The organism is Paraburkholderia unamae (assembly GCF_003096875.1).
GTDB lineage: Bacteria > Pseudomonadota > Gammaproteobacteria > Burkholderiales > Burkholderiaceae > Paraburkholderia > Paraburkholderia unamae.
In genome coordinates, this window is sequence record NZ_QEOB01000008.1 from 62,112 (window position 1) to 88,260 (window position 26,149).

Annotated in this window: 23 protein-coding genes; 12 read left to right on the top strand and 11 right to left on the bottom strand. The window is 67.0% G+C overall.

Annotation, left to right across the window (positions count from 1 at the left end):
• Positions 1–129 precede the first annotated feature (129 nt).
• Entirely contained in the window at positions 130–1,989 is a 1,860-nt protein-coding gene (locus tag C7402_RS17800) for an acyl-CoA dehydrogenase (protein WP_112177308.1), read from the bottom strand.
• Between the two features lie 163 nt (positions 1,990–2,152).
• Here C7402_RS17800 and C7402_RS17805 point away from each other — a divergent pair, with 163 nt between their 5' ends.
• Positions 2,153–3,076, top strand: coding sequence for a LysR family transcriptional regulator (locus C7402_RS17805; RefSeq protein ID WP_116611485.1), 924 nt, complete (start codon positions 2,153–2,155; stop codon positions 3,074–3,076).
• Between the two features lie 28 nt (positions 3,077–3,104).
• Here C7402_RS17805 and C7402_RS17810 read toward each other — a convergent pair whose 3' ends face one another.
• On the bottom strand, positions 3,105–3,920 hold the full coding sequence (locus tag C7402_RS17810; protein WP_116611486.1) for an AraC family transcriptional regulator: 816 nt from the start codon (positions 3,918–3,920) through the stop codon (positions 3,105–3,107).
• Positions 3,921–4,067: 147 nt separating this feature from the next.
• Here C7402_RS17810 and C7402_RS17815 point away from each other — a divergent pair, with 147 nt between their 5' ends.
• The 3 genes from C7402_RS17815 (at position 4,068) to C7402_RS17825 (ending at position 8,387) form a co-directional block, all read left to right on the top strand.
• Positions 4,068–4,571: a DinB family protein gene (locus C7402_RS17815; RefSeq protein ID WP_116611487.1), complete on the top strand. Its 504-nt coding sequence runs from the start codon at positions 4,068–4,070 to the stop codon at positions 4,569–4,571.
• A gap of 200 nt (positions 4,572–4,771) precedes the next feature.
• On the top strand, positions 4,772–6,238 hold the full coding sequence (locus C7402_RS17820; RefSeq protein ID WP_208948953.1) for a methyl-accepting chemotaxis protein: 1,467 nt from the start codon (positions 4,772–4,774) through the stop codon (positions 6,236–6,238).
• Positions 6,239–6,293: 55 nt separating this feature from the next.
• Positions 6,294–8,387 (top strand): putative bifunctional diguanylate cyclase/phosphodiesterase, encoded by a 2,094-nt coding sequence (locus C7402_RS17825; protein WP_208948955.1) that lies wholly within the window; start codon positions 6,294–6,296, stop codon positions 8,385–8,387.
• A 33-nt stretch (positions 8,388–8,420) separates the two neighbouring features.
• On the opposite strand, the gene C7402_RS17830 is transcribed toward C7402_RS17825, so the two are convergent.
• Genes C7402_RS17830 through C7402_RS17845 form a run of 4 tightly spaced genes read right to left on the bottom strand, consistent with a single transcriptional unit; the run spans position 8,421 to position 13,040 of the window.
• Complete coding sequence (locus C7402_RS17830) at positions 8,421–9,449, bottom strand: CaiB/BaiF CoA transferase family protein (protein ID WP_116611490.1); 1,029 nt, start codon at positions 9,447–9,449, stop codon at positions 8,421–8,423.
• A 44-nt stretch (positions 9,450–9,493) separates the two neighbouring features.
• Positions 9,494–10,624 (bottom strand): acyl-CoA dehydrogenase family protein, encoded by a 1,131-nt coding sequence (locus C7402_RS17835; RefSeq protein WP_372460557.1) that lies wholly within the window; start codon positions 10,622–10,624, stop codon positions 9,494–9,496.
• 41 nt (positions 10,625–10,665) lie between these two features.
• A complete protein-coding gene (locus tag C7402_RS17840) occupies positions 10,666–12,213 on the bottom strand; it encodes an AMP-binding protein (protein WP_116611491.1) in 1,548 nt (515 codons plus the stop codon).
• On the bottom strand, positions 12,192–13,040 hold the full coding sequence (locus C7402_RS17845) for an IclR family transcriptional regulator (RefSeq protein ID WP_112177299.1): 849 nt from the start codon (positions 13,038–13,040) through the stop codon (positions 12,192–12,194). The genes C7402_RS17840 and C7402_RS17845 overlap by 22 nt, the downstream gene beginning before the upstream one ends.
• Before the next feature lie 342 nt (positions 13,041–13,382).
• On the opposite strand from C7402_RS17845, the gene C7402_RS17850 reads away from it, so the two are divergent.
• The 3 genes from C7402_RS17850 to C7402_RS17860 are packed head-to-tail and all read left to right on the top strand — an operon-like array spanning position 13,383 to position 16,168.
• Positions 13,383–14,576 (top strand): thiolase family protein, encoded by a 1,194-nt coding sequence (locus tag C7402_RS17850; protein ID WP_116611492.1) that lies wholly within the window; start codon positions 13,383–13,385, stop codon positions 14,574–14,576.
• Between the two features lie 34 nt (positions 14,577–14,610).
• Positions 14,611–15,390, top strand: a complete 780-nt coding sequence (locus tag C7402_RS17855) for an SDR family NAD(P)-dependent oxidoreductase (protein ID WP_116611493.1) — start codon at positions 14,611–14,613, stop codon at positions 15,388–15,390.
• A 13-nt stretch (positions 15,391–15,403) separates the two neighbouring features.
• The gene (locus C7402_RS17860; RefSeq protein ID WP_112177296.1) at positions 15,404–16,168 is read left to right on the top strand and encodes a crotonase/enoyl-CoA hydratase family protein; all 765 of its coding nucleotides are present in this window, start codon (positions 15,404–15,406) and stop codon (positions 16,166–16,168) included.
• Positions 16,169–16,239: 71 nt separating this feature from the next.
• Here the strand turns inward: C7402_RS17860 and C7402_RS17865 are convergent, their stop codons facing one another.
• Both C7402_RS17865 and C7402_RS17870 read right to left on the bottom strand, forming a co-directional pair.
• Positions 16,240–16,974 (bottom strand): aldolase, encoded by a 735-nt coding sequence (locus C7402_RS17865; RefSeq protein WP_116611691.1) that lies wholly within the window; start codon positions 16,972–16,974, stop codon positions 16,240–16,242.
• Positions 16,975–17,128: 154 nt separating this feature from the next.
• Complete coding sequence (locus C7402_RS17870) at positions 17,129–17,608, bottom strand: Lrp/AsnC family transcriptional regulator (protein ID WP_116611494.1); 480 nt, start codon at positions 17,606–17,608, stop codon at positions 17,129–17,131.
• A 123-nt stretch (positions 17,609–17,731) separates the two neighbouring features.
• Here C7402_RS17870 and C7402_RS17875 point away from each other — a divergent pair, with 123 nt between their 5' ends.
• The 3 genes from C7402_RS17875 to C7402_RS17885 are packed head-to-tail and all read left to right on the top strand — an operon-like array spanning position 17,732 to position 21,428.
• The gene (locus C7402_RS17875) at positions 17,732–18,949 is read left to right on the top strand and encodes a diaminopropionate ammonia-lyase (RefSeq protein ID WP_116611495.1); all 1,218 of its coding nucleotides are present in this window, start codon (positions 17,732–17,734) and stop codon (positions 18,947–18,949) included.
• A 41-nt stretch (positions 18,950–18,990) separates the two neighbouring features.
• Positions 18,991–20,172, top strand: coding sequence for a M20 aminoacylase family protein (locus C7402_RS17880; RefSeq protein ID WP_116611692.1), 1,182 nt, complete (start codon positions 18,991–18,993; stop codon positions 20,170–20,172).
• Positions 20,169–21,428, top strand: coding sequence for a Zn-dependent hydrolase (locus tag C7402_RS17885; RefSeq protein WP_116611496.1), 1,260 nt, complete (start codon positions 20,169–20,171; stop codon positions 21,426–21,428). Before C7402_RS17880 ends, C7402_RS17885 begins: the two co-directional genes overlap by 4 nt.
• 7 nt (positions 21,429–21,435) lie before the next feature.
• Here C7402_RS17885 and C7402_RS48185 read toward each other — a convergent pair whose 3' ends face one another.
• Positions 21,436–21,567, bottom strand: a complete 132-nt coding sequence (locus C7402_RS48185; protein WP_341869249.1) for a hypothetical protein — start codon at positions 21,565–21,567, stop codon at positions 21,436–21,438.
• A 24-nt stretch (positions 21,568–21,591) separates the two neighbouring features.
• Between C7402_RS48185 and C7402_RS17890 the strand changes: the two genes are divergently transcribed.
• Together C7402_RS17890 and C7402_RS17895 are read left to right on the top strand one after the other, a co-directional pair.
• A complete protein-coding gene (locus C7402_RS17890) occupies positions 21,592–22,527 on the top strand; it encodes an IclR family transcriptional regulator (RefSeq protein ID WP_244314870.1) in 936 nt (311 codons plus the stop codon).
• A 41-nt stretch (positions 22,528–22,568) separates the two neighbouring features.
• Complete coding sequence (locus C7402_RS17895) at positions 22,569–23,201, top strand: LysE family translocator (protein ID WP_116611497.1); 633 nt, start codon at positions 22,569–22,571, stop codon at positions 23,199–23,201.
• Between the two features lie 147 nt (positions 23,202–23,348).
• On the opposite strand, the gene C7402_RS17900 is transcribed toward C7402_RS17895, so the two are convergent.
• Together C7402_RS17900 and C7402_RS17905 are read right to left on the bottom strand one after the other, a co-directional pair.
• Positions 23,349–24,797 carry an aldehyde dehydrogenase (NADP(+)) gene (locus tag C7402_RS17900; protein WP_116611498.1) on the bottom strand — a complete coding sequence of 483 codons (1,449 nt, stop codon included), beginning with the start codon at positions 24,795–24,797 and terminating at the stop codon, positions 23,349–23,351.
• Positions 24,798–24,814: 17 nt separating this feature from the next.
• Positions 24,815–25,987 carry a fumarylacetoacetate hydrolase family protein gene (locus C7402_RS17905; RefSeq protein ID WP_116611499.1) on the bottom strand — a complete coding sequence of 391 codons (1,173 nt, stop codon included), beginning with the start codon at positions 25,985–25,987 and terminating at the stop codon, positions 24,815–24,817.
• Positions 25,988–26,149: the final 162 nt, after the last annotated feature.

Consider the following 26,149-nt stretch of genomic DNA (forward strand, 5'->3'; position numbering starts at 1 on the left):
CGCCTGAAACCCGGATCTTTCGCATCGGCTTGCGCCCGCTCACGCTGTGCCGTGAGTCCATGGGCACGAGTCCCGCGTGTCGGGCATCGTGCCGCCAGGAACGAAGCGCGTGGTCAGCCAGGCGCCTTTTTAGAACCACGCATCCCGCATGTCGAGCGTCGTCCGGTCGAGCGAGGCGAGCAAATCGAATTGCGCGTTTGTCTTCGGAAGTTCCCACGCGAAAAAATACGCCGCTGCCGCCAGCTTGCCGCGGTAGAAGTCCGCCTCGTCGCCGCTGGCGTGTGCGAGCGCCGCGCGCGCGACGAGCGACTGTTCGAGCCATACCCACGCCATCACGACATGGCCGAACGCTTCCAGGTACACCGAAGCATTGGCGAGCGTCACCGCCGGATCGCCCGCGGCCCAAAGCTGCTTCGTGACCTCGGCAAGACGCCGCAGCGAGGCTTCGAGCGCACGCGCCTGGGTCGTGCATTCGGCGGCGTCATGCGCTGCGCCCGATGCATGCGCGCGTTCCAGCGTGCCCTGCACGCGTTCGACGAAGATGTTGAGCGCCGCGCCGTCCTTGATGACCACCTTGCGGCCGAGCAGGTCGAGCCCCTGAATGCCGTGCGTGCCTTCGTGAATCGGATTGAGACGGTTGTCGCGATAGAACTGCTCCACGTTGTACTCGCGCGTATAGCCGTAGCCGCCGTGCACCTGAATGGCGAGATCGTTGGCCGCGAGACACCATTGCGAGGGCCAGCTTTTCGCAATGGGCGTGAGCAGATCCAGCAGCAGCGTGAGCGACTCGCGCTCGGCGCCGCTTGCGGCGCTCGCTTCGTCCACGAGCTTCGCGCACCAGAGATTGAGCGCGAGCGCGCCTTCCACATAGCTCTTTTGCGCGAGCAGCATGCGGCGCACGTCGGCGTGTTCGACCAGCCTGACCTGTGGCGAAGCCGGGTCTTTGCCCGCCGCGCCCACGGGACGTCCTTGGGGGCGGTTGCGCGCGTAATCGAGCGCGTGCAGATAACCGGTATAGCCGAGCATCGTCGCGCCCAGCCCCACGCCAATGCGCGCCTCGTTCATCATGTGGAACATGTACGCGAGCCCGTGATGCGGCTCGCCCACGAGGTAGCCGACCGCGCCCGCGCGGCCGCCCGGCGTATGCTTCGTGCCCTCGCCGAAGTTGAGCAGGCAGTTCGTCGTGCCGCGATAGCCCATCTTGTGATTGAGGCCCGCGAGCACGACGTCGTTGTGCTCGCCGCGCGAACCGTCCTCATTCACGAGATATTTGGGCACGACGAAAAGCGAAATGCCTTTCACGCCCGCGATGAGCTTGCCGTCGGGACCGGGAATCTTGGCGAGCACGAGGTGGACGATGTTTTCGGAGAGATCGTGCTCGCCGCCCGAGATCCACATCTTGTTGCCGCGCAGCCGGTACTGCGCGCCAAGCGGCGAATCGCACTCGAAGTCGGCGCGCGTGGCGACATCCGAAAGCGACGATCCGGCCTGCGGCTCGGAAAGGCACATCGTGCCGAAATAACGGCCTTCCAGTTCGGGGCGCACGAAGGTGTCGATCTGCCTGGCGCTGCCGTGCGCGAGCAGGAGGTTCGCGTTGCCGATGGTGAGGAACGGGTAGGCGCTCGTGCCCACGTTCGCGCCCTTGAACCAGGCGAAGCCCGCTTTCTCCACGACGAGCGGCAACTGCATGCCGCCGTATGCGTAGTCCTGCCCGGCGGCCATGAGGCCGGCCTCGCTGAACGCCTTCAGCGCCGTCTTGACCTCGGGGATGATCGTGACCGTTTCGCCGTCGAAGTGCGGCTCGTGCTGGTCGTTCTTCTTGTTGTGCGGCGCGAACAGGTCGGTGGCGATTTTTTCGCAGGTGTCGAGCGCGGCGTCGAAGGTCTCGCGCGTATGGTCGGCGTAGCGGCCGATGCGCGTGAGGCTTTCGACATCGAGCCATTCGTACAGCAGGAAATTCAGATCGCGGCGGGAAAGGATCAACGACATGGCGGAACGGTCTCGCAACATGGGAAGAAGAGACGGATAGCCTACCCAAAATAGAACGAGCGTGCTATTGGTAATTTCTCCTGCCCGCGCGAGGCGCCCGGCTTTCGATTTTACGAAGAATCGCTCATGATCGGGCGTCACCCTTCCGGAAAGCGAGAATGCGATGGACCGTCTCGACGCCATGACCGTGCTGATCGCCGTCGTGGACGCCGGCAGCCTTTCGGCGGCGGCGCGCCGCCTCGGCATGCCGCTCGCCACGGTGAGCCGCAAGGTCGGCGAGCTGGAGGGGCATCTCAAGACCCGCCTGCTCACGCGCACTACGCGCCAGCTCTCGCTGACCGAGGCGGGCCGGTCGTACGTGGCCGCGTGCCGGCGCATTCTCGAAGACGTGGGCGAGGCCGAGCGCGCCGCCACGGGCGAGTACAGCGAGCCGAAGGGCGAGCTGGCGATCACCGCGCCCGTGGTGTTCGGCCGCCTGCATGTGTTGCCGGTGGTGGCTGAATTCCTGGCGCGCTATCCCGAGATCGGCGTGCGGATCATGCTGGCGGACAGTCTCGTGAACCTGCTGGAGGAGCACGTCGATCTGGCCGTGCGCATCGGCGAGTTGCCGGACAGCGCGCTCGTGGCGATGCGCGTGGGCGCGATACGCCGCGTGGTGTGCGCGAGCCCCGACTACCTTGCCGCGCATGGTGTTCCGGCGCATCCGCGCGACCTCGCGGCGCACGCGTGTATTACGTCGGACGGGCTCACGTCCGCGCGATCGTGGGCGTTCTGGCTGGGCAGGGAAGCGGTCTCGCTACCCGTGCGCTCGCGGCTCGTGCTCAACACGGCGGAAGCGGCCATCGACGCGGCCATGCTCGGCGTCGGGCTCACGCGCGTGCTGTCGTATCAGGTGGCGAGCGCCGCGCGCGAAGGCAAGCTCCAGGTCGTGCTCGAAGCCTTCGAGCCGCCCCCCTGGCCCGTGAGCCTCGTGCACGCGGGCCAGGCGCCGCTGCCGCTGAAGCTGCGCGCGTTTCTCGACTTCGCTGCGCCGCGCTTGCGCGCGCGGCTGGAGGGGGCGCGGCTCGCGAGTGCGAGTTCAGTCTGAGCCGCCCCAAAGCGTCACCCGCCCGGCTTCAGGGTTTGCCGTTGACGTAGTGATGCGGCGACACGCCCATGACGCGCTTGAACATGGTCGAGAACGCCGTCGGGCTGCCGTAGCCCAGGTCGTACGCGACGCGCGTGACCGAGTCGCCCTGGGTCAGCCGGGCGACGACCGCGAGCAGGCACGCCTGTTCGCGCCAGGCAACGAAGCTGGTTCCCAACTGCTCGCGGAACAGGCGCGTGAAGCTGCGCCGGCTCAGTCCCGCGCGGCGGGCGGCCTCGTCGAGACCGAGCGCCGTCGAAGGCGCGGCGAGCACCTCGCGGCAGAGCGCCGCGAGCCGCGGCTCTTCCGGCAGCGGCGCATTGAGCGCGAGAGGCGGCATGGCCGCGATTTCGTCGACGAGCAAGGCCATGATCCGCTCGGCGCGACTCATGGGCGCGTACAGCGCGGGCTGCAACACCGCCTCCGACATCAGATTTCTCAGCAGTGGCGTGGTGCCTTGCACGCAGCACTGTCGCGGCAACGCGCCCGCTTCATCGCCCGCTTTGTTGTCCGCCTTGTTGCCCGTTTCGTGCAAGCGCGTGTCGATGAACGCATTGAGCATGCGGACCTGACCGCTCATGCGCATTTCGTGCGGGACGTCGGCGGGTAGCCAGACCGCGCATTGCGAAGGCACGACCCAGTTGCCGGCCGCCGTCGACACCGTCATCGCGCCTTGCGCCGCATAGGCGAACTGGCCGCGCTCGTGCGTGTGGCGAGGGTGCACGAAGCCCGAGGGATAAATGCGCTCGGTCGCGATGACGTCGCGCGGGACTTCGTCGTAGCTCGGCGGTATGGCGGCTGGCATGGCCCGAATTGTGGCTCGATTGACCTGATCGCGAGTGCGGGGCGGGAAGCGCAAATTTAGCATGGTGGCGTTGGCGAAAGGCTGCCGTTCGCCAACGGACTGCGGCCGGGAACCCGGCCGGTCGACTCACGCCACCAGGAGACGCAAATGGTTTTGCGCAACGAGCGCATGCTGGCCCGATACACACAGTGGGCGAACGAAGTGATATATGAGGTGGTCGCCGGACTGCCGCAAGAGGACATTGTGAAGACGCGCGACATGACCTTCGGCACGCTCTTGCGCGCGCTGGGGCATGGTTACGCCGTGGGCGCGATCTTCAAGGCGCACCTCGAACAGCGCGACCACGGCTTCACCGCGCGCCACATCCCCGACGAGACGACCTTCCACGAACTGCGCGTCATGCAGCGCGAGCTCGACGCGTGGTACGCGTCGTGGATCGACCGGTTGAGCGAAGTCGAGGCCGCGCAGCCGCTGCGCTTCCCGTACATCGGCGGTGGCGAGGGCGTCATGACGCGCGGGGAGATAGGGTTGCACGTGGTCAATCACTACACGTTTCACCGCGGCTTTGTCGTCGAGACGCTGCGTGGGCTGCGGCAAGCCGTTCCGGCCACGGACATTACGGTTTATCTTCGCGATCACGCGCGCCAATGAATAACGGCTCGCCGGGCCCGGAACGAGTACGGCCAGTCCCGCCAGGCTGCAAACGTTTGCAAATACTTGTTCAGCAAAGGGTTTCCTGAAGTTTCCCGGAAGGCTGCCGTAAACTCGTACGCGGGTCCCGAATGTATTGGCCGGGACTGCCGCATTTACGCCTTCCTCCAACTTCCATTCTCTTCATTCAAGTGTCGTTCATGCTGGCAGATTCGCCGGGCCGCTCGCAATCGCTCCAATCGTCCGGTTCGCAACAGCGCGTGGCCGTTCGCGCGCTCGACGAAGTCGCGCGCGCCGCCGACGCCGTGATGTACTCCACGCTGATTCTCTCCGCTATCGCAGCGGTTTTGATCGGCTTCTTCTATTACGAAACGCAGCTCGCGTTCGCGGGCGCCGCGTTGTGCCTCGGGGTGGGGAGCTTTGCATTCTTCGGCGCGCGCGGCACGCGCCTTTCGTGCGGCGCGCTCACGCTCGCCAACGCCGCGCTGGTCGCGCTGCATATTCAGGCGGCGCATGGCGTCACCGAATTCCATTTCGGCGTGTTCGTGCTGCTCGGCCTGTTGCTCGTGTATCGCGACTGGCGCCCGATCGTGCTCGCCGCCGCGTTCTTCGCCGTGCATCACCTCGCCTTCGACCGGCTTCAGGCCCTGAACTTCGCCGTGTATTGCACGCACGAGGCGAACCTGCCGCGCGTGCTGCTGCATGCCGCCTACGTGGTCGCGCAGACGGCCGTCGAGATCGTGCTCGCCCATCGCCTGCGCGTGGCGGCCATCGAGGCGGCGGAGCTGGCGGATATCGTGCGGCGCGTGGTGCGCGAGCGCGAAGTGTGCCTCGCGGTGGACGGCATCGCGGCGAGCGCGCCCACGGCTGTCGCGCTCAAGGGCGCGATCGGGCAAATGGCGCGCGCCATGCAGGAGGTGAGCATGAGCACGGCGCATGTGGAGCAGGCCGCGCGCGAAATCGCCGAGGGCAACGCGAGCCTGAGCGAGCGCACCGAGCACCAGGCGGGCAGTCTGGAGGAAACGGTTGCCTCGATGGACCTGTTCACGCACACCGTGAAGGCGAGCGCGGAGCACGCCCGCGAAGCGAGCGAGTTCGCCCGCGAGGCGTCGACGGTCGCGAAGGAGGGCGACGGCGTGGTCGCGCGCATGGTGGCGACGATGGGCGCCATCGAGACCTCGGCCAAGCGCATCTTCGAGATCGTCGACGTGATCGAGGGCATCGCGTTCCAGACCAATATTCTTGCGCTCAACGCGGCGGTCGAGGCCGCGCGCGCGGGCGAGCAGGGGCGCGGCTTCGCCGTGGTCGCGAGCGAGGTGCGCAGCCTCGCGCAGCGCGCTGCCGCTGCCGCGCGCGAGATCCAGCAGCTCGTGGAGGCCTCGGCGAGCGAGGTGGGCGCGGGCACGCAACTGGCCGGCGAGGCGCGCGCCGCGATGGAAGGCGTCGTGCGCAGCATTGGCCGCGCGGCCGACATCATGGGCGAGATCACGGCGTCGAGCCACGAGCAGGCGCAGGGCATCGAGCAGGTCAACGCCATGGTCGCGCAGATGGACGACACCACGCGCCGCAACGCCGCGCTCGTGAGCGAGGCGGCCGCCGCCTCCGCGTCGCTGCATGCCACGAGCGCCAGGCTGCGAGACGTGCTCGGCCTCGTCGCTTTGTCGTGATATCGTGGCGCGTCGCATCGGGCGAACACGTGGCTGAACAGGAGGCTTACCCGTGATGAGCGTGCTGGGCTGCATCATCTACAGGCACAACCTGTGGCTTGTCGTCGTTGCGCTGCTGATTTGCGGCGCGGGCTCGTGGGTCACCGCGCGGCTCGTTCTGCGCGCGTTCGCCACGCGCTCGCTGCAACGCTTCGGCTGGTCGTTCATCGCGGCCGTCGTGGCCGCCGCCGATATCTGGTGCACCCATTTCGTCGCCATGCTCGGTTTCGAGCCGGGCGTGCCGATCGCCTTCGACCCCGTGCTCACCATCGCGTCGCTGCTCATCGCGCTGGTGGGCAGCATCGCGGGCTTCGTGCTCGCCACGAGCCGCGTGTCGCGCGCGGCCCCGGCGCTCGGCGGCGCGATCGTCGGGCTGGCGGTCGCGCTCATGCACTACGCGGGCATGCTCGCGTATCGCGTGGAAGGCGTCGTGATCTGGAATCGCACCTTGCTGGTGCTTTCGATCGTATTCGCGGTAGGCCTGTGCGCCCTCGCGCTGCACCGCGCCGGCGTTGCCGCCGGGGAGCCCGGCGAGGCGGCTCGTGCGCGCTCGCGCGGCAATGCGGCCGCGCTCGTCGTGGCCGGCGTGCTCGCGCTCGCCATCGCGGCGCTGCATTTCACGGGCATGACGGCGTTCCAGGTCGTGCCGCTCGCGATCGACGGCCATTTCTCGAATCCCGCGGCGCTGCATGCGCTCGCGCTCGCCGTGGCCTGCATGGCGCTCGTGATCGCGGGCTCGGGCTGCGTGAGCTTTCTGCTCGACGACAGCGTGCGCGCCGAATCGGTCGAGCATCTGCGCACGATGGCGATGAGCGACATGCTCACGGGGCTGCCCAATCGGGCGAACTTCAACGCGCGCATCGACGCCGAACTGGCCCGCGCCGACGACTCGCGCAAGCTCGCGCTCATCGGTATCGACCTGAACCGCTTCAAGGAAATCAACGACCTGCACGGCCATCATGCGGGCGACGAGGTGCTGCGCATTCTCGCGAGGCGTCTGGCGAGCCTCGTGCGCGAGGACGAGTTCGTCGCGCGCGTGGGCGGCGACGAGTTCGTGGCGTTCACGCGCTTCGCGACGCGCGACGAACTGGCCGACCTGCTGGAGCGGCTCGAAACGGCGCTGTACCGGCCGATCCGCTACGACGACGCCGAAGTGATCTCGGGCGCGAGCCTGGGCGTGGCCATCTACCCGGACGACGCCACCAGCAAGACGGTGCTCATCAACAACGCCGACCTCGCCATGTACCGCGCCAAGGCGGACCTCACGCAATCGGTGTGCTTCTACGAGCCGGCGATGGACGAGATCGCGCGCGAGCGCCGCTCGCTCACGCACGACCTGCGCGAGGCGCTCGCCCGCGGGCAGTTGAGCGTGCACTACCAGGTGCAGACCTCGATCACGACGGGCGACATCTGCGGTTACGAAGCGCTGCTGCGCTGGGAACATCCGCGCCTTGGCTTTATATCACCGGCGAAGTTCATACCGCTTGCCGAGGAAAACGGCCTCATTCTCGGCATCGGCGCATGGGTGCTGCGCGAGGCGTGCACGCGCGCGGTCGCGTGGTCGCCGCCGTACAAGGTGGCCGTGAATCTTTCGCCCGTGCAGTTCGCGCACGCCGACCTGCCCAAGCTCGTGGAGACCGTGCTGGTGGAAACCGGCCTCGCGCCCGAGCGGCTGGAACTGGAGCTGACCGAAACGGCGATTTTCGCGGACCGCGAGCGCTCGCTCGACGTGCTGCAACGGATCAAGGCGATTGGCGTGAATCTCGCGCTCGACGACTTCGGCACGGGTTATTCGTCGCTCGACACGCTGCGCTCGTTCCCGTTCGACAAGATCAAGCTCGATCAGTCGTTCGTGAACGAGGCCGAGACGAGCCGGCAGGCAACGGCCATCATCCGCGCGGTGCTCGCGCTCGGCAAGAGCCTCGGCATTCCGGTGCTGGCCGAAGGCATCGAGACGCAGGACCAGCTCACGCTGCTCGCGAACGAAGGCTGCGACGAGGTGCAGGGCTTCCTGCTCGGCCGTCCGGCGCCGCTCAGCCAGATCGTGGCGAGCGGCCAGCTTTCGCTGCTCGCCGACGACGAGCCGGTCGTGGACGTGGCGCGGCCATAAGCACGCCGCGTTTCACCCCGCTTATCACGCCGCTTATTTCACTTCCTCCGCCTGCCCGTAACCCACGAAGCGCGGCGCACACTCCGGCGCCCACGCGTCACCGCTTTTCGCAAATGCCCCGCGTGCGGTGTTGTGCGCGTCGAGCGGCGCTTCGGCAAGACTCAGCACCGGCGTGACGCACGCATCGCTGCCCGCGAACAGCGCGGCCCATTCGTCGCGCGTGCGTGTGGCGATCACGCCGGCAATGCGCGCTTGCAAGCGCGGCCAGTGCGCCCGGTCGCGCTGCGGCAGATCGAGCAGATCCTCGGCGCCAATGCCTTTCATGAACGCTGCGTAGAACTGCGGCTCGATGCAGCCCACGGCAATCCAGCGATCGTCCGCGCAGCGATAGGTCCGATAGAAGGGCGCGCCGCCGTCGAGCAGGTTCACGCCGCGCGCATCCTGCCAGTGCCCCGCCGCCTGAAAGCCGTAGATCATGCTCATGAGCATGGCCGCGCCGTCGGTCATCGCGGCGTCGACCACGCAGCCTTCGCCGCCCGCGCGCGCGCGCAGGATGGCCGCCACCACGCCGAACGCGAGCAGCATGCCGCCGCCGCCGAAGTCGCCGACCAGGTTGAGCGGCACGACCGGATCGCCGCCCGCGAGACCCACGGCGTGCAGCGCGCCCGAGATCGCGATGTAGTTGATGTCGTGACCCGCCGTGTGCGCGAGCGGCCCGGTTTGCCCCCAGCCGGTCATGCGTCCATAAACGAGCGACGCGCGCCGTGCATGGCAGACCTCGGGACCGAGCCCGAGGCGCTCCATCACGCCGGGGCGAAAGCCTTCGATCAGCGCGTCGGCGCTTGCGATCAGGTCGAGCGCGCGCGCGATGTCCTCGCCGCGCTTGAGGTCGAGCGCGACATACTCGCGCCCGCGCGCGAGCGGACCCGAGGGCGGGGGCGCGCCTTCGCGGCCGATGCAGATCACGCGCGCGCCCATTTGCGCGAGCAGCATGCCGCAGAACGGCGCGGGGCCGAGCCCCGCGAATTCCACGACGGTAACGCCTTCCAGTGGCTTGATCATGTGTGTTGTTCCATCTGCTTCGTCTTGCGTAGATTGCCGCGCCGTCACAGCGTACGGGCGATGATTTCCTTCATGATCTCGTCGGTGCCGCCGTAGATGCGCATCACGCGCGCATCCACCCACGCGGTGCCCACCACATACTCGGACATGTAGCCGTAGCCGCCGTGCAGTTGCAGGAATTCGTCGAGCAACTGGTTTTGCAGTTCGGTGGCGTTGAGCTTGGCCATGGCGGCGTCGACGGGCGAAAGCTCGCGCTTGAGGTGCCGCGCGATGCAGTGATCGACATAGGTGCGCACCATCTCGGCTTTCGCGCGCGCATGCGCGAGCTTGAAGCGCGCGTTCTGGAAATCGAAGATCGACTGACCGAACACCTTGCGCTCGCGCGTGTAGCGGATCGTGCGCTCCAGCATGCCTTCGATCGAAGCCGCGGCGCGCACCGCGATCACGAGCCGCTCTTGCGCGAGTTCACGCATCAGGTACGAAAAACCCTGGTTCTCCTCACCAAGACGCTGCGTGACGCTCACGCGCACGTCCTCGAAGAAAAGCTCGGACGTGTCCTGCGCCCGCAGCCCGATCTTGTCGAGCTTGCGGCCCTTGCTGAAACCCGGCGTGCCTTCTTCGACCACGACGAGCGACACGCCCTTGCCGCCCAGTTCCGGCGCGGTCTTGCACGCCACGATCACGAGGCTGGCGTTCTGCCCGTTTGTGATGAACGTTTTCTGCCCGTTGATGATGTACTCGTTGCCTTCGCGGCGCGCGGTGGTGCGCACCGACTTGAGGTCGCTGCCGGTGCCGGGCTCGGTCATGGCGATGGCGCCGATGTGCTCGCCGCGCGCGAGCTTCGGCAGCCACTCGCGTTTTTGCTCCTCGGTGCCGTAGGCGAAGATATACGGGGCGACGATATCGGAATGCAGCGGAAAGCCAATGCCGCTCGCGTTCACGCGGGCCAGCTCCTCGATCATGATGGCCGCGTGGCCGAAGTCGCCGCCGCCGCCGCCGTATTCCTCGGGAATCGTGCAGCAGAGCAGCCCCTCTTCGCCCGCGCGCAGCCAAACGGACTTCGGCACGATGCCGTCCAGTTCCCATTGATGATGAAACGGCACGATCTCGCGTTCGACGAAGCGCCGGACCTGCTCGCGGAAAATTTCGTGGTCGTCGCGGAAAACGGTGCGCATGAGTAGTGTCTCCAGTTGCTTCTATGACTTCGTTATGCGATTCACACTGCCGGCTGGCGGTAGCGTTCCTTGAGAATGCGCCGCAGCAGCTTGCCGTTGTCGTGGCGGGGCAGCGCCTCTTCGAAATCCACGGCGCGCGGCACCTTGATATGCGAGAGCCGCTCGCGGCAGAAGGCGATGAGTTCCTCCGCGAGTTGCGGGCTTGCGCTGTCGCGCTCGCGCGGCTGCACGATCGCCATCACGGTCTCGCCGAATTCGGGATGCGGCACGCCGATCACGGCCGCGTCGGCCACGGCCGGGTGCTCGGCGAGCACGTTCTCGATCTCCTGCGGATAGACGTTCACGCCGCCGCTGATGATGAGGTCCGCGCGCCGGTCGCTCAGGTACAGGTAGCCCTCGGCGTCGACATGGCCGATATCGCCATAGGTGGCCCAGCCGTGGCGGTTGTACACGCTGCGGGTTTTCACCGGGTCGTTGTGGTACTCGAACACGGGGCCGCCCTCGAAGAACACGCGGCCGATTTCGCCCACGGGCAGTTCGTTATCCTCATCGTCGATGATATGCAGTTGGCCGTATTTCGAGCGACCCACCGAACCGCGATGCGTGAGCCATTCCTCGGAGCCGATCGCCGTGAGCCCCACGCTTTCCGAGCCCGCGTAATACTCGTAGATCACCGGGCCGAACCACGCGATCATCTGCTCCTTGATGTGCGGCGGGCAGGGCGCGGCGGCGTGGATGGCCACGCGCAGGCTGCTCACGTCGTAACGCGCGCGCGTCGCCTCGGGCAGGTTCAGCAGGCGGATGAACATGGTCGGCACCCACTGGCTGTGCGTGACGCGATGGCGCGCGAGCGCGTCGAGGGCGGACTCGGCGTCGAACTTTTGCAGCACGATGGCGCGCCCGCCCGTGTGCAGCATGCGGATCAGGTAGCGCAGCGGCGCGGCGTGGTAGAGCGGTGCGGTGCTCAGGTAGATGGAGTCGGCGTCGAAGCCGAAGGTCTTGCGCCACGAGGCCGTTTCGGTGTCGTCGTCGTCGCGCTGCTCGAACGGCACGAGCGGTTTGCGGATGCCTTTGGGCAGCCCGGTCGTGCCCGACGAATAGAGGAAGTCGCGCCCGCGCGGCCGTGGCGGCAACGGCGCGCGGCCGTCGATGTCCGCGAGCGCCGCTTCGAGCGAGGCGAAGCCGGGCAGCGCGGCGCTCGCGCCGCAAAGGAAACCGGCCACGCCTTGCGCCGCGCCTTCGGCCACGAGCGCCGCGGCCAGCTCGCTCAGGGCCTGCGAGACGATCAGCACGCGCGCGCCGCAGTCCTTGAGGACGTGCGCGACTTCGCGCGGCTTCAACTGGATGCTGATGGGGGTGTAGTAGAGGCCGGCGCGCTCGGCGCCGATGGCGATGACGGCCAGCGCGGGATGATTCTCGAACAGCAGCGCAATGCCGTCGCCGGGTTGCAGCCCGAGGCCGATGAGCCAGTGCGCGATGCGGTCCGCGCGTTCGTTCAGCTCGGCGTAAGTGATGACTTCGTTGAGTGCGGGAAAGCGCAGGGCTTCCCGTGTGGGTGCTTCTACGGCTAGTTCGCGGACACGCTCCACGGTCTCGTCTCCATGTCATGCGCGGCTCCAGTCATGCTGCCGAGCGCTGCCTCCACGCGCCTGACGAGCGACATCAGCCGGGGAGCGATGTCGTCGGTCAACTGGTTGCCGCTGATATTGAAAACTGCAATCGAACAGCTAAAAACCCAATACTCGTCATCGATCGGGGCGGACAACGGAATCGCCACCGAATGAATTTCGCGTTGCATGTCGCCGTGCGAGATCGTGCAGCCGTGCGCGCGCAATTCCTGCTGCGCTTGCGCGAGGCGCTGCGCGAGCAACTCGCCCTTGGCCGGGTCGCGCGTGAGCGTCTCCTGCAAGTACTGCTCGCGTTGCTCGCCGGGCACGGTCCACAGATACGCGCGGCCCGAAGCCGTGCGCGAGAGCGAGAGCCGCGTGCCCGTTTCCGAGCGGTACACGGCGCTGCCCTCGCCCTGGATCACCTCGGCGTACGCCATGTTCAGGCGGTAGCCCACCGCGAGCGTGACCTGGCCGTGGCAGTAGTCGGCCAGTTCCTGCATCATCGGCCGCGCGATCTGCCGGATCGTCATGCGGCCCAGCGCCGGGGCCGCGAGGCTCAGCATCTCCGTGCCGAGCACGTACTTCGAGATGCGCTCCGAATAGCGCAGCAGGCCGAACTCCGCGAGCGTGTTGATGAGCCGCAGCGCCGTGGGCTTGGGCAAGCCGGTGCGCTCGACCAGATCGCGCGCCGAAAGCTCCGCATCGCCCATCGAAAAGCATTGCAGGATCCGGATGCCGCGCGCGAGCGCGCTCACTAGCTGCGAGTCGGCGGCGTCGTCGGTGCGGGAGATGGCCTGATCGTTCATTTCGGGTCCTTCGTCGGGGTAAGGGCGCGGCGCGCCGGTGCGGCTCGCGGCAAACCCCGGATTCTAGCTTTCACCTGCGCGCTGGAACAATTTTTTAAGACGCCTGGCTCATTTTTTCGCTTCCGCGATGCGGCGCGGCCGGTTGGGGCGCGCTCGTGTCTCCTTTTTTGATCTCTCAGGTTCATGCAGTGCAATCAGTGTTGCGGATTGCGAACGAGAAATCAACAAAAATGATTCAACAGACTCAAAATATGTTTACCTCTATTGAAATAGTGAGCCGGCGTGGTGTATTTTGAGTCGTCGGATCCATTTTTCCTATCACTTCCCAACGTTGAGAGAACCATGACCAACAGCGCGGTAATCGTCGACGCAGTGCGCAGCCCGATGGGCCGGACCAAGGCTGGCGGTGCTTTCGTCGAGCTTCATCCCGTCGATCTGCTCTCGCAGGTCCTCAAGCAGTTGATTGTCCGCAACGACCTCGACCCCGGCAGCGTGGACGACGTCATGATCGGCTGCGTGAGCCAGGTGGGCGAGCAGGCCTCCACGCCCGGCCGCCTCGCGTGGCTCGCGGCCGGTTTTCCGCAGCACGTGCCGTCCACCACCATCGAGCGCAAGTGCGGCTCGAGCCAGCAGGCCATCCATTTCGCGGCGCAGGCGATCATGGCGGGCGTGAACGATATCGTCGTGGCGGGCGGCGTGGAGTCGATGAGCCGCGTGCCGATGGGTTCGTCGCGCATTGGCCGCGACCCGTATGGCGCGCTCTACCACGCGCGCTACCCCGAGGGTATGGTCGGGCAGGGCGTGAGCGCCGACCTCGTCGCGCAAAAGTGGGCGCTCACGCGCGCGGAACTGGACGCCTACTCGGCCGAATCGCACCGCCGCGCCGACGCCGCGCGCGCGGCCGGGCAGTTTGCGCGCGAGATCGTGGCGATCGACGTGCCGGGCGCGGAGGGCGTGCGCCGCGTGGACACCGACGAAACCATCCGCGCGGGCACGACGGCCGAACGCCTCGCGGGCCTCGCGCCCTCGTTCGAGAGCGCGGAGCTGGCCGAGCGCTTTCCCGGCATCCAGTGGAACGTGACCGCGGGCAACGCCTCGCAGATCGCCGATGGCGCGTCGGCGCTGCTCATCATGAGCGAGCAGAAAGCGGCCCAGTTGGGCCTGAAGCCGCGCGCGCGCATCGTGGCGTTCGACGTGTGCGGCGACGATCCGCTCATGATGCTCACCGCGCCGATTCCCGCCACGCAACGCCTGCTGAAAAAGCGTGGCCTTACCGTGGGCGACATTTCGCACTTCGAAGTGAACGAGGCGTTCGCCGCGGTCCCGCTCGCGTGGCAAAAGTCGCTGGGCGCGGACGCCGCGCGCCTGAACCCGGCGGGCGGCGCGATTGCGCTCGGGCATCCGCTCGGCGCTTCGGGCGCGCGCCTCATGACCACGATGCTCAATTCGCTGGAATTGAGCGGCGGCCGCTACGGCTTGCAGACGATGTGCGAAGCGGGCGGCATGGCCAACGCAACGCTCATCGAGCGCCTCTGACGCGCAACCCCGAACAACGAAGGAGAAACGACTCATGAACGAACAGAACAAATTTGCAGGCACGGTGGCGGTGGTGACGGGCGGCGCTTCGGGGCTCGGCCTCGCGAGCGCGAAGCGTTTGCTCGCGAAGGGCGCGCAGGTGGTGATCGCCGACCTCGCCAGTTCGCGCGGTGCGGCCGTGGCTGACGAACTGGGCGCGCAGGCGAGCTTCGTGCCCGCCGACGTGACGAGCGCCGACGACATGAACGCCGTCTTCGAAGCGGCCACGAAGCGCGGCACGCTGCGCTCGCTCGTGCATTGCGCGGGGCGCGGCGGCGCGGTGCGCCTGATCGAGAAAGACGGCTCGCCGGGTTCGCTCGAAGCCTACGAAAACGTGGTGCGCGTGAATCTTATCGGCACCTTCAACGCGTTGCGACTCGCGGCGGCGGCGATGGCGCGCAACGAGCCCGACGCGGGCGGCGAGCGCGGCGCGTGCGTGCTCACGGCGTCGGTGGCCGCGTACGAAGGGCAGATCGGGCAGGTGCCGTATGCGTCGTCCAAAGCCGGCGTGGTCGGCATGACGCTCGTGGCCGCGCGCGATCTCGCAAGCAAGGGCATCCGTGTCTGCACGATCGCGCCGGGCCTGTTCGACACGCCGCTGCTCGCGCGTCTGCCCGAGGAGATTCGCGATTCGCTGGGCCGCATGGTGCCGTTTCCGCCGCGTCTGGGCGAAGCCGACGAATTCGCCGCGCTCGCGCTGCACATTCTGGAGAACCCGATGCTCAACGGCGAAACGATCCGTCTGGACGGCGCGATTCGCATGCAACCGCGCTAAAGCGAGGCCGACGATGAGCGACGAATTGCTGATCGAATACCGCGACGGTATTCAGATTCTCACGATCAACCGCCCCGAGGCGCGCAACGCCTGCACGAAAGCGGTGGCCGAGGCGATTGCCGCGGCCCTCGACGAACTGGCGCGGCGCGACGATCTGCGCCTCGCCATCATCACCGGCGCGGGCGGCACGTTTTGCGCGGGGATGGACCTGAAGGGCTTTCTCAAGGGCGAGCGGCCGAGCCTGCCGGGCCGCGGCTTCGCTGGGATCACGGAAGCGCCGCCGGGCAAGCCGCTGATTGCGGCGGTGGAGGGCTATGCGCTGGCGGGCGGCTTCGAACTCGCGCTGGCGAGCGATCTCGTCGTGGCTGCGAACAACGCACAGTTCGGCCTGCCCGAAGTGAAGCGCGGCCTGTGCGCGGCCGCCGGCGGATTGTTGCGCCTGCAACAGCAGTTGCCCGAGCGCATCGCCATGGAACTCGTGCTCACCGGCGACATGTTCGGCGCGCAACGGGCCTACGAATTCGGCCTCGTCAACCGCCTCACGCCGCCGGGCGAGGCGCTGGCCGGGGCGCTCGAACTCGCGCAAAAGATCGTCGCGAACGGGCCGCTCGCGGTGGCCGCGAGCAAGCGTGTGATGCGCGAGTCGCGCGACTGGACGAGCGCCGAGATGTTCACGCGCCAGCGCGAGATCACGGACCCGGTGTTCGCATCGGCCGACGCGCGGGAGGGCGCGGCCGCGTTTGCGGAAAAGCGCAAGGCGGTGTGGCAGGGGAAGTAGCGGCGAACGCGTGGGCCTCTTGCGACGGGGCGCGGCGGCCCCGTCCGTGATGCGCCGCCTTCACGGTTGAATCACGGGTGAATCAACGTTCTCCTCAACGCGGTGAAGAACAATTCCGACTGAAGCCGCTCGCCCTGAACCTGACTGGCCACCCGTTGCGCCAGCCCGGCGGCCACGGGCCGCAACGCGCGCCCCGTGGAAAGCGCGAGCACCTGCGTCGCGCAGGCGCGCTCCAGGTAATAGAGGTCGTCGAACGCGTAATCGATGCGCTCGCCGCACACCACGACGCCGTGATTGCCGAGAAAGCCGATATCCTTGCCGCCCAGCGCGTGCGCGATGCGCTCGCCTTCCTCGGGACCGAGCGCCAGGCCGTTATAGTCGCGGTCCAGCGCAATGCGGCCGTGATAGCGCATGGCGTTCTGCGACAAGGTCGTATCGAGCCCGCAATCTTCCGTGAGCGTGAGCGCGGTGGCGTAGGGCATGTGGGTATGCAGCACGCACTGCTTGTTCGCGATGCGGTGGATGGCGGCATGGATGAACATCGCCGTGGGCTCGACTTCGTGACGCCCCGCGATCATGCGCCCCTCGGCGTCGACGATCACGATGTCGTCGGCCTTCACCTCGCTCCACATCAGGCCGCGCGGGTTCAGCAGAAAGCGCCCCGCTTCGCCGGGCAACGCCACGCTGAAGTGGTTGCAGACCCCTTCACCGAGCCCGAAATGCGCGGCGGCGCGCAGGGCGAGCGCGAGGTCCGCGCGCAAAGGCACGATCGCCGGATCGTGGAATAGCGCGTCGTCTCCCGTCATTCCCGCGTGATGTGGCGTGTTGCTGCTCATGGGGCGTCGCTCCTTGTTTTGAATCGTGGGCCTGGCAAGGCGTCATGTCCGATCCTCGCATAGCGGCGCGATAAAAATTATCGGAAAGCGCGCGCAAAACGATGGATTTTTGCATCCACACCGGTTATGCGTCGCCCGCATCGAGCGGCACTTCGAGCCCGACCTTCACGCGGCTCATGCTCACGAGAGTCTTGAACCGCTTCACGTTATTGTTCGAAAAGAACAGTTCGCGCGTGAGTTCGGTGTACTGGTCCATGTTGCGCACCGCGAGAATCAGCACGAAATCCCACTCGCCCGCCACGTAGTAGCACTGCTGGACCTGCGGGCAGCGCGCGAACGTGCGCTTCATGGCGTCGAGCAGATCGATCTGCTCGCTCTCCACCTCGACGTTGGCCACGATCGTAATGGGGTGATCGACCTTTTCGGGCGACACGATGGCCGCGTAACGGTCGATCACGCCCTCGTCGGCGAGGCGACGCAGACGGCGGTTCACGGCGGCGGTGGAGAGGTTCACGCGCACGCCGAGTTCGTTCTGCGGGGTCTGGGCGTCGCGCTGCACTTCCATCAGGAGCTTGCGGTCGAACGAATCGAGATGTGTCGCCATTTCCATTTACACGGGAGCCTGAAAGTCGATATTTTTTTGCGTGCAGCGCTCGCATTATGAGACTTTTTCGCGGGGTCTGCGCAATATCATTTCGATATCGCAAGCCCACCGGAGCCCTTACGCATGCTGATCGCCAATCCTCGCGCCACGCGCAGTCCGTACCCCGAGACGCTGCGCGGCATCCTCAACATGAAGTCCGGCGACGAAAGCCGCGCATGGCTGGCCGGCTGGAATCTCATCAGCCCCGAGCCGACCCCGCTCTGGGAACTGGGCGGGCTGGCCGCGCAACTGGGCGTTGCCCGCGTGGGCTTGAAGGACGAATCGCTTCGTTCTCCTCTGGGCAGCTTCAAGGCGCTTGGCGCGCCCATCGCGCTGATGCGCCTCGTCATGCGCCTGTGGCCCATGCACGATATCGACGCCCGGGCGTTGATCGAGGGCCGTTACGCGGAAATGGTCGCGAACCTCACGGTCATCAGCGCGACCGACGGCAATCACGGCAAGGCGCTCGCCGCGGCGGCGCGTGCCATCGGCTGCCACTGCGTGATCGTGCTGCATGCGAACGTCAGCGCCGAGCGTGAGGCGGCAATCGCCGCCTACGGCGCGCGCATCGTGCGCATTGCGGGGAACTACGACGAGTCGGTCGAGCACGCGGCGCAACTCGCGAAGACGAACGGCTGGCACGTCGTCTCCGATACGTCATACGAAGGCTATGAAGCGATTCCGCGCGACGTCATGCAAGGATATGGGACGATTGCGGCGGAAATCATCGAGCAATCGCGCGACGCGGCGTGGACGCACGTTTTCCTCCAGGGCGGCGTGGGCGGCCTCGCGGCCGGTGTGGCCAGTTATCTCTGGGAGCATGATGGCGTGGCGCGCCCGCGCTTCATCGTGGTCGAACCGCGTCAGGCCGATTGTCTCTATCAAAGCGCCATCGCCGGTCAGGCGGCGAAGGCCACGGGTTCGGTCGATTCCGTCATGGCGGGCCTTGCGTGCGGAGAAGCGTCGCCGCTCGCGTGGAAAATTCTCGAGCCCTGCGTGGACGACTTCCTGCTGATCGACGATGACGAAGCCGTTGAAGCGATGCGCAGACTCGCGGCGGGCGCGGACAACGACGTGCCTGTCGTGTCCGGCGAATCGGGCGCGGCGGGCCTGGCGGGCCTCGCGCGGCTGATGCGCGAGCCCGAACTCGCGCGCGCGGTCGGTCTCGACGCCAACGCGCGCGTGTTGCTCATCAGCACGGAAGGCGCCACGGCGCCGGGCGTGTACGCGCAGCTCGTGGGCGTGCCCGCGGAGGATGTGGCGGCGCGTCGCGACGCGTGGCTCGGACAACTCACGCGGTAATCGAACGGATGCGAACGGCGAGCACAGAAAAGGACAACCGCATGGAAAGCACACTGCAAGGCCAGCTCAAAAGCTGGCGCCAGTATCTCCACCAGCGCCCCGAAACCGGCTTCGAGGAGGTCAATACGTCCGACTACGTGGCGAAGATACTCGAAACCTTGGGGCTGGAGGTGCATCGCGGCATAGGCGGCACCGGGCTCGTGGCGAGCCTCAAGGTGGGAGACGGCAAGCGCGCCATCGGCCTGCGCGCCGACATGGACGCCTTGAATATCGCGGAGCATGCGCCGGGCCGCGCCCACGCTTCGCTGATCGCGGGGAAGATGCACGCGTGCGGGCACGACGGCCATATGTCGATGATCCTGGGCGCCGCGCGCCTGCTCGCCGAGCGGCGCGACTTCAACGGCACGGTGCGGTTTATTTTTCAGCCCGCCGAGGAGCATGGCCGCGGCGCGAAAGCGATGATGGCCGACGGCTTGTTCGAACGCTTTCCCGTGGACGCGATTTTCGGCGCGCACAACATGCCGGGCATGCCGGCCGGCTCGTTCGCCACGCGCGCGGGCGGCATCATGGCCAGCGAAGATAATTTCGTCATCCATATCAAGGGGCGAGGAGCCCATGCCGCGCGCCCGCATATGGGCGTCGATCCCATCGTGATCGGCTCGCAAATCGTGCTCGCGCTGCAAACCATCGTCTCGCGCAATCTCGACCCGAGCCTGCAAGCCGTGATCTCGTGTACGGAGTTCATCACGGACGGCATTCGCAACGCCACGCCGTCGAACGTCGTCATCAAGGGCGACACGCGCAGCTATTCGAAGGACGTGCAGGCGCTGCTCGAAACCCGCATGCGCGAGGTGAGCGAGGGCATTTGCCGCACGCACGGCGCGCAGTGCCAATTCGAATACACGCACGAGTTCGCGCCCACGGTCAATTCGGAGGCGTTCGTCGGCGTTGCGGTTCAGGCGGCGCGCAACGTGGCGGGCGAGTCGAATGTCGACGCCAACGTGGTGCCGATGATGATCTCCGAGGACTTCGGCGCGTTCTTGCAGGTGGTGCCGGGCAACTTCAGCTTTATCGGCAACGGCGAAACGCCGGAGCGCGGCGGCATCGCGCTGCATAACGCGAGCTATGACTTCAACGACGACATCCTGATGACCGGCGCGCGCTACTTCGCTGAAATCGCTCGGCTGGAATTGCCGCGCCTCGCAACGGCGGAGCGCCCATGACCACCCATACGACACTCAAACTGAACGGCGAGCGGCTGCTGCGGCAACTGCGCGAGCTAGGCGAGATCGGCGCGGACCCCGATGCGGGTGGCCGCACGCGTATTGCGCTGAGCGACGACGAAAAGGCCGGCCGCGACCGCGTAGTCGCCTGGATGCGCGAACTCGATCTCGACGTGACGATCGATCGCATCGGCAATGTGTTCGGCACCTTGCGCGCCGACACGCAGGATGCTGACGACCGCGCGCACCGCCCGCTCATGCTCGGCTCGCACATCGACACGGTACGCAACGCCGGTGCGCTGGACGGTTGCTACGGCGTGCTGGCCGGTCTCGCCGTGGTGCGCGCCTTTCGCGAGGCCGGAGTCAAGCCGCGCCGCGCCATTACCGTTGGCGCTTTCACGAACGAAGAGGGCGTGCGCTACCAGCCCGACATGATGGGCTCGCTCGTCTACGCGGGCGGCCTCGCCGTGGACGAGGCGCTGGCGACGCGCGGCATCGACGGCACGCGTCTTGGCGACGAACTCGCGCGCATTGGTTACGCGGGCGACATGGAGCCGGGGGCGATCTTGCCGCACGAGTACGTCGAACTGCATATCGAGCAGGGGCCGATACTCGAAGCGGAGAACGTGCGCATTGGCGTGGTCGAGAATCTGCAAGGCATTTCGTGGCAGCGCGTGACCGTGCAGGGCAGCGCCAACCATGCGGGCACCACGCCCACGCATCTGCGTCACGACGCCGGCTGGGTGGCCGCCGCGGTCGCGACGTTCCTGCGCGAACTCGCGGTGCAAAGCGGCACGACGCTCGCGACCATCGGCATGCTGAACATCGAGCCTAACGTGATCAACGTGATTCCTCGCAAGGCCGTGTTCACGGTGGATTTGCGCGACCCCGACGAAGCGCGCCTGCAAGAAGCGGAGCGGCGTCTTGCGGACTTTCTCGTCGAGTCGGCGCAGCGCGAGGGCGTGAGGATCGAGACCGAGCGCCTCGTGCGTTTCGAGCCGGTGGTGTTCGACGCGGCCCTGCTCGATGTCATCGAGGCGTCGGCGGCGCGGCTGGGCTTTTCGCATCGCCGCATGACCTCGGGCGCGGGCCACGACGCCCAGATGATCGCGCGCATCGCGCCGTCCGCCATGATCTTCGTGCCGAGCCGTGGCGGCATCAGCCACAACCCGCGCGAGCATACGGACGACGATCAGCTCATCGACGGCGCGAACGTGCTACTCGACGTCGTGGTGAAGCGCGTCGCGCTTGCGTGACCGCCGGTCACGAAGCGGCCGTCGCCGCCTCGTCGAGCGCGTCGAAGATGCCGACGACGCCTGCGGCGACGCTGCTCCAGCGGTCGATGGCGTGCGTGCCGACCACCTCATCCCAATAGGACTCCGATCCATACTGCAAGCGTTGCGCATGCGACCGGCGCGTATGGAGCTGGAGATCGAACTCGGCGGTGATGCCCATCGCGCCCGTAAGCCGGGCACCGAGGCCACGACAGCGTCACCCGGCCCGCGCGCCACGACGCGTATCGCGCAGGTCCTGCGCATACTCGCCGACCACCCGCAAGGCGCCACGCTTACCGGGCTCGCGGAGTTGAGCGCCACGCCCAAAACCAGCCTCCTCGCGCTGCTGCGCGCGCTCACGCACGCGCATTACCTCGCGCACAACGGCGGCAAGTACGCGCTCGGCGTGGAAGCGTTCAAGCTTGGCGCGGCCATCGTCGCCCAGCGGCGTTTTCCCGAGATCGCGCGGCCCGTGATGGAGCGCCTCGCGCTGGAGGCGGGGGAGACGATCCTGATCGGCCAGCTCGCGAGCGACCGGCCTTCCATGGTCTATGTGATGTCGGCGGAAAGCCGCAGCGCGATCCGTTTTATCGCGGGCATCGGCGAGCGGCGCGAACTGTTTTCGTCATCGGGCGGGCGCGTGCTGCTCGCGGCGATGAGCGAGGCGCAGCAGGCCGAGTATCTGCGCACGGCCGACCTGCGTGCGCACACGCCCGCCACGCGCACGCTCGCGCGAGCTGAAAGCCATCATCAAGGACGTGGCGCAAACCGGCGTGGCGGCCACGGTCGAGCAAAGCTCCGCCGACGTGATGGGCTTCGCCGCGCCGATACGCGACGAGCCGGGTGCGGTGATCGCGACGCTCGTGATGGGCACGCCCGTGAGCCGCGGCGTGCCGGGCATGGAGCGCTTCAAGGCGCTGATCGCGCGCGGCGCGGCGGACGTGTCGGCGCTGCTTGGCTACGCCGGGCCGCACGCATTTGCGCTTGCAAAGCCGGTGGCTTGAGCGGGCGACGTCCTCGCGCGCGCAGGCCGGCGCGCGGCCGGCTTGCGCGGTTTGACCGGACCGCGCCTCTTCAATAGACTGAGATCCCTTTTGTGCCTTGCCAACAAAAGGGATTCCCATGCTCGGTCTATCTACGCTCGCGCTCTTTTCCGGCGCTTGCCTTGCTCTGACGATGACACCCGGCCCGGACATGCTGCTGATCGCTTCGAGGAGCGTGAGCCAGGGGCGCGCCGCGGGCTTCGCCTCGCTGGCCGGCATTCAGGCGGGCACCTACTGTCACGCGATGGCGGCCGCGTTTGGGCTCTCCGAGTTGTTTCTGGCCGTGCCGGCCGCTTACGACGCGGTTCGCTTCGCCGGCGCCGCGTATCTGCTCTACCTTGCCTGGAAAACATTCCGGGCGAATGCAACCATCGCATCGGCCGCGACGACATCCGCTCGAAAGTCATTGGGACGGATTTTCCGGCAAGGGTTGTTGACGAATCTGCTCAATCCCAAGATGGCCTTGTTCGTGCTCGCGCTTTTTCCGCAATTCGTGCGCCCGCAAGACGGCTCCGTCGCCTTGCAGATATTGATGCTGGCCACCGTGCTCAATGCGATCGGTTTCGTTGTGAATGGCGTGGTGATCGTGGGAGCGAGCCGTGTGATGCGCCGATTGATGGGAGGGCGGCGTCAATCGAGGCTTGCGCAGTATCTTCTTGGAACGGTGTTCGCGGGGCTTGCGATCCGGCTTGCGATGGCAAGCCGGAGATGAAACAGGGGGACGCCCGGCGATCCTGAGCGGATTGTCCTGGCAACACCGGGCCAACCGCCGCGACGCATCCACATGCAAAAAAGCGGAGACCGGGTTTTAAATCCGGTCTCCGCTTTTTTTCGCTACGTCTATCGAAGACGGGCTCGCTTACGCTTCAGCCGTTCCGCTAGTCGCGTCGATCGCCCACTGCGGCGCATCTTGCAACGCAACCGGGCGCAGGAAGCGCTCGATCGCGGCATAACCCACCGAGGTGGTTTGCGGTTGCGTCGAAGCGGGCCACGGGCCGCCGTGTTGCTGCGCGTCGCACACGGCGACGCCGGTCGGCACGCTGCCGAACAGCACGCGCCCCGCGATGCGTTGCGCAGCGGCGGCAAGCGCGCGATTCCCGGGCGTATCGGCCTGCGCGCCCCACAGCGTGACCGTGAGCGAACCTTCCACGGCGCCCAGCACGTCGAGCGTTTGCGCTTCGTCGCGCACCTTCACGATCAATGCGGCGGGTCCGAACATCTCTTCATGAAGCGCCGCGTTCGCGATGAACGTTTGCGCGTCGGTTTCGAAAAGACGGGGCGCGGGTGCGACGGCTTCTTCGTTTTGCTCGGGCGCGGCAAGACGCACGCGCACGCCCGCTTGTGCGGCGACATGCGCGCTCGCGCTTTCGAAGCCACGGCGCATGGCGGCCGTGAGCATCGCATGGGGCTTCTGCGCGGACAAGGCCTGGGCCAGCGCTTGCGCGAAACGTTCGCCGTCGGCATCGTCGCGAACGAGGATCAAGCCGGGGCTCGTGCAGAACTGACCGCAGCCCGCCGTGATGGACGCGGCAAGCGTGGCGGCGGGCGTGTCGACGCCTTCGGCGAGCGCTTGCGGGAGCACCACGAGCGGGTTGATCGAGCCGAGTTCGCCGTAGAACGGAATCGGCCGGCGGCGCGCATTGGCCGCGCGCCACAGGGCCACGCCGCCCTGGTACGAACCCGTGAACGCCACCGCCGCGACATCGGCATGACCCACGAGATGCACGGCCGCTTCGCGCGACGCTTGATCGACGAACGCGATCACGCCTTGCGGCAGGCCCTGTTCGCGCAACACGGCCGCGGCCAGCGCATGCACGCGGCGCGAGAGTTCGGGGTGGCCCGAGTGCGGCTTGACGATCACCGCGCAACCCGCTGCGAGCGCCGACGCCGTATCGCCGCCGAGCACCGAGAACGCGAACGGGAAATTGCTCGCCGAAAACATTGCGACAGGTCCGAGCGGGATCTGAACGCGCGTGAGATGCGGGCGGCCTGCGGGCGGCGCACCGGGCACAGCCGCGTCGTCGACGTGGCGATGGGCGACGCCCGCGTCCACGCGCTCGGCAAAGCCGCGCAACTGGAACGCCGTGCGTGCGACTTCGCCGTTCAAACGCGCCGCGCCGAGCGAGGTTTCTTCATCGGCGATCGCGACGAGCTGGGCGACGTCGCGTTCGAGCGCGTCGGCGAGGCCCCGCAGCAGGGCGCTGCGCACCGCGCGCGAAGCCGCGCCGTAAGTCGCCTGGGCTTCGTGCGCGAGGGCGGCGGCTTCGTCGATGCGCGCGAACGGCGCTACGTTGTTGTCTGTTTGCATTGCGAATTCACTCCAGATTAAAGACCGCGCGCGGCCAGATTGGCATACAGCGCTCGCACGCCGAACGTCCACGGTTCGATTTCGGTGCTCAGGCGCACGGTGTTGACGATGGCGCCGAGCGGCGGCGCGCTGATCGTGACCCGGTCGCCGAGGTGATGGGTAAAGCCGCCGCCGGGCGCGTCGCGGTCCTTGATCGGCGAGAACATCGTGCCGAGGAACAGCATGAAGCCGTCGGGATACTGATGGTGGCGGCCCCATGTCTGCGAAACGAGATCGAGCGGGTCGCGGCTGATTTCCTGCATATGGCTCACGCCTTCGAGCAGGAAGTCGTCGTCCGCGCCTTCCACGCGCAGCGACACGCTCGTGGCGCGAACCGAGTCGAGCGTGAACGTGTCGTCGAACACGCGGATGAACGGGCCGATGGCGCAGGAGCCGTTGTTGTCCTTGCACTTGCCGAGCAGCAGCGCGGAGCGGCCCTCGATGTCGCGCAGATTGACGTCGTTGCCGAGCGTCGCGCCCACCACGTCGCCCCGGCTGTTGACCGCGAGCACGATTTCCGGCTCGGGGTTGTTCCATGCGGAGGCCGGATGCAGACCGATATCGGCGCCGAAGCCGACCGAGGACATGGGCTGCGACTTCGAGAACACCTCGGCGTCCGGGCCGATGCCGACTTCCATGTATTGCGACCACGCGCCCCGGCGCTGAAGTTCGTCCTTCAGCTTGCTCGCGGCCTCGGAACCGGGCTTGATCTTCGAAAGATCGGTGCCGATGAGCTGGGTGATTTCGGCGCGCACGGCCTGCGCTTTGGCGGGGTCGCCGCCCGCCTGTTCTTCGATCACGCGCTCCAGCAGGCTCACCGCGAACGTCACGCCGCAGGCCTTGATCGCTTGCAGGTCGCACGGCGCGAGCAGCGAGGGGCGATCGGCGGGGCGCCTGGCCGCGAGGCTGTGCTCGATCAGCGCGCCGACCGGGCCGAGCGGCTCGCCGGGCGTATGGCGGATCACATCGAGCAGATCGTCGCGCTCGAACAGGTCGGCCGTGGTGGGCGCGACAGGCGAGATGTCGAAAACCATGCCGCCGCGAACGACGACGACGCAGGGGCCGTCACCATCCGGGGTGGGGCGCCAGACGCGGCCGACGAGCAGGGCGCAGTCGAGATCGTGCGGAAGATAGGCGGAAGCTGTGGACATGGAAGACTTTCGAGAGTGGGAGTGGCGAGTCGCATCGTAGGCCGCAAGCGCGGGTTCGTCCAAAGGAATGCTTCATCTTCCAACAGGTTGGACGAAAATATGATACCGGTATCAAAATGGCTGATCGTAGGGCTGGCGCTGCGAGCGTTACGGGGCCCAACG

Excerpts from the sequence above, each read along its gene's own strand:
- C7402_RS17800 (WP_112177308.1), bottom strand. The coding sequence starts at position 1,989 with ATGTCGTTGATCCTTTCCCGCCGCGATCTGAATTTCCTGCTGTACGAA.
- C7402_RS17805 (WP_116611485.1), top strand. The coding sequence starts at position 2,153 with ATGGACCGTCTCGACGCCATGACCGTGCTGATCGCCGTCGTGGACGCC.
- C7402_RS17810 (WP_116611486.1), bottom strand. The coding sequence starts at position 3,920 with ATGCCAGCCGCCATACCGCCGAGCTACGACGAAGTCCCGCGCGACGTC.
- C7402_RS17815 (WP_116611487.1), top strand. The coding sequence starts at position 4,068 with ATGGTTTTGCGCAACGAGCGCATGCTGGCCCGATACACACAGTGGGCG.
- C7402_RS17820 (WP_208948953.1), top strand. The coding sequence starts at position 4,772 with ATGCTGGCAGATTCGCCGGGCCGCTCGCAATCGCTCCAATCGTCCGGT.
- C7402_RS17825 (WP_208948955.1), top strand. The coding sequence starts at position 6,294 with ATGAGCGTGCTGGGCTGCATCATCTACAGGCACAACCTGTGGCTTGTC.
- C7402_RS17830 (WP_116611490.1), bottom strand. The coding sequence starts at position 9,449 with ATGATCAAGCCACTGGAAGGCGTTACCGTCGTGGAATTCGCGGGGCTC.
- C7402_RS17835 (WP_372460557.1), bottom strand. The coding sequence starts at position 10,624 with ATGCGCACCGTTTTCCGCGACGACCACGAAATTTTCCGCGAGCAGGTC.
- C7402_RS17845 (WP_112177299.1), bottom strand. The coding sequence starts at position 13,040 with ATGAACGATCAGGCCATCTCCCGCACCGACGACGCCGCCGACTCGCAG.
- C7402_RS17850 (WP_116611492.1), top strand. The coding sequence starts at position 13,383 with ATGACCAACAGCGCGGTAATCGTCGACGCAGTGCGCAGCCCGATGGGC.
- C7402_RS17855 (WP_116611493.1), top strand. The coding sequence starts at position 14,611 with ATGAACGAACAGAACAAATTTGCAGGCACGGTGGCGGTGGTGACGGGC.
- C7402_RS17860 (WP_112177296.1), top strand. The coding sequence starts at position 15,404 with ATGAGCGACGAATTGCTGATCGAATACCGCGACGGTATTCAGATTCTC.
- C7402_RS17865 (WP_116611691.1), bottom strand. The coding sequence starts at position 16,974 with ATGACGGGAGACGACGCGCTATTCCACGATCCGGCGATCGTGCCTTTG.
- C7402_RS17870 (WP_116611494.1), bottom strand. The coding sequence starts at position 17,608 with ATGGCGACACATCTCGATTCGTTCGACCGCAAGCTCCTGATGGAAGTG.
- C7402_RS17875 (WP_116611495.1), top strand. The coding sequence starts at position 17,732 with ATGCTGATCGCCAATCCTCGCGCCACGCGCAGTCCGTACCCCGAGACG.
- C7402_RS17880 (WP_116611692.1), top strand. The coding sequence starts at position 18,991 with ATGGAAAGCACACTGCAAGGCCAGCTCAAAAGCTGGCGCCAGTATCTC.
- C7402_RS17885 (WP_116611496.1), top strand. The coding sequence starts at position 20,169 with ATGACCACCCATACGACACTCAAACTGAACGGCGAGCGGCTGCTGCGG.
- C7402_RS17890 (WP_244314870.1), top strand. The coding sequence starts at position 21,592 with ATGGAGCTGGAGATCGAACTCGGCGGTGATGCCCATCGCGCCCGTAAG.
- C7402_RS17895 (WP_116611497.1), top strand. The coding sequence starts at position 22,569 with ATGCTCGGTCTATCTACGCTCGCGCTCTTTTCCGGCGCTTGCCTTGCT.
- C7402_RS17900 (WP_116611498.1), bottom strand. The coding sequence starts at position 24,797 with ATGCAAACAGACAACAACGTAGCGCCGTTCGCGCGCATCGACGAAGCC.
- C7402_RS17905 (WP_116611499.1), bottom strand. The coding sequence starts at position 25,987 with ATGTCCACAGCTTCCGCCTATCTTCCGCACGATCTCGACTGCGCCCTG.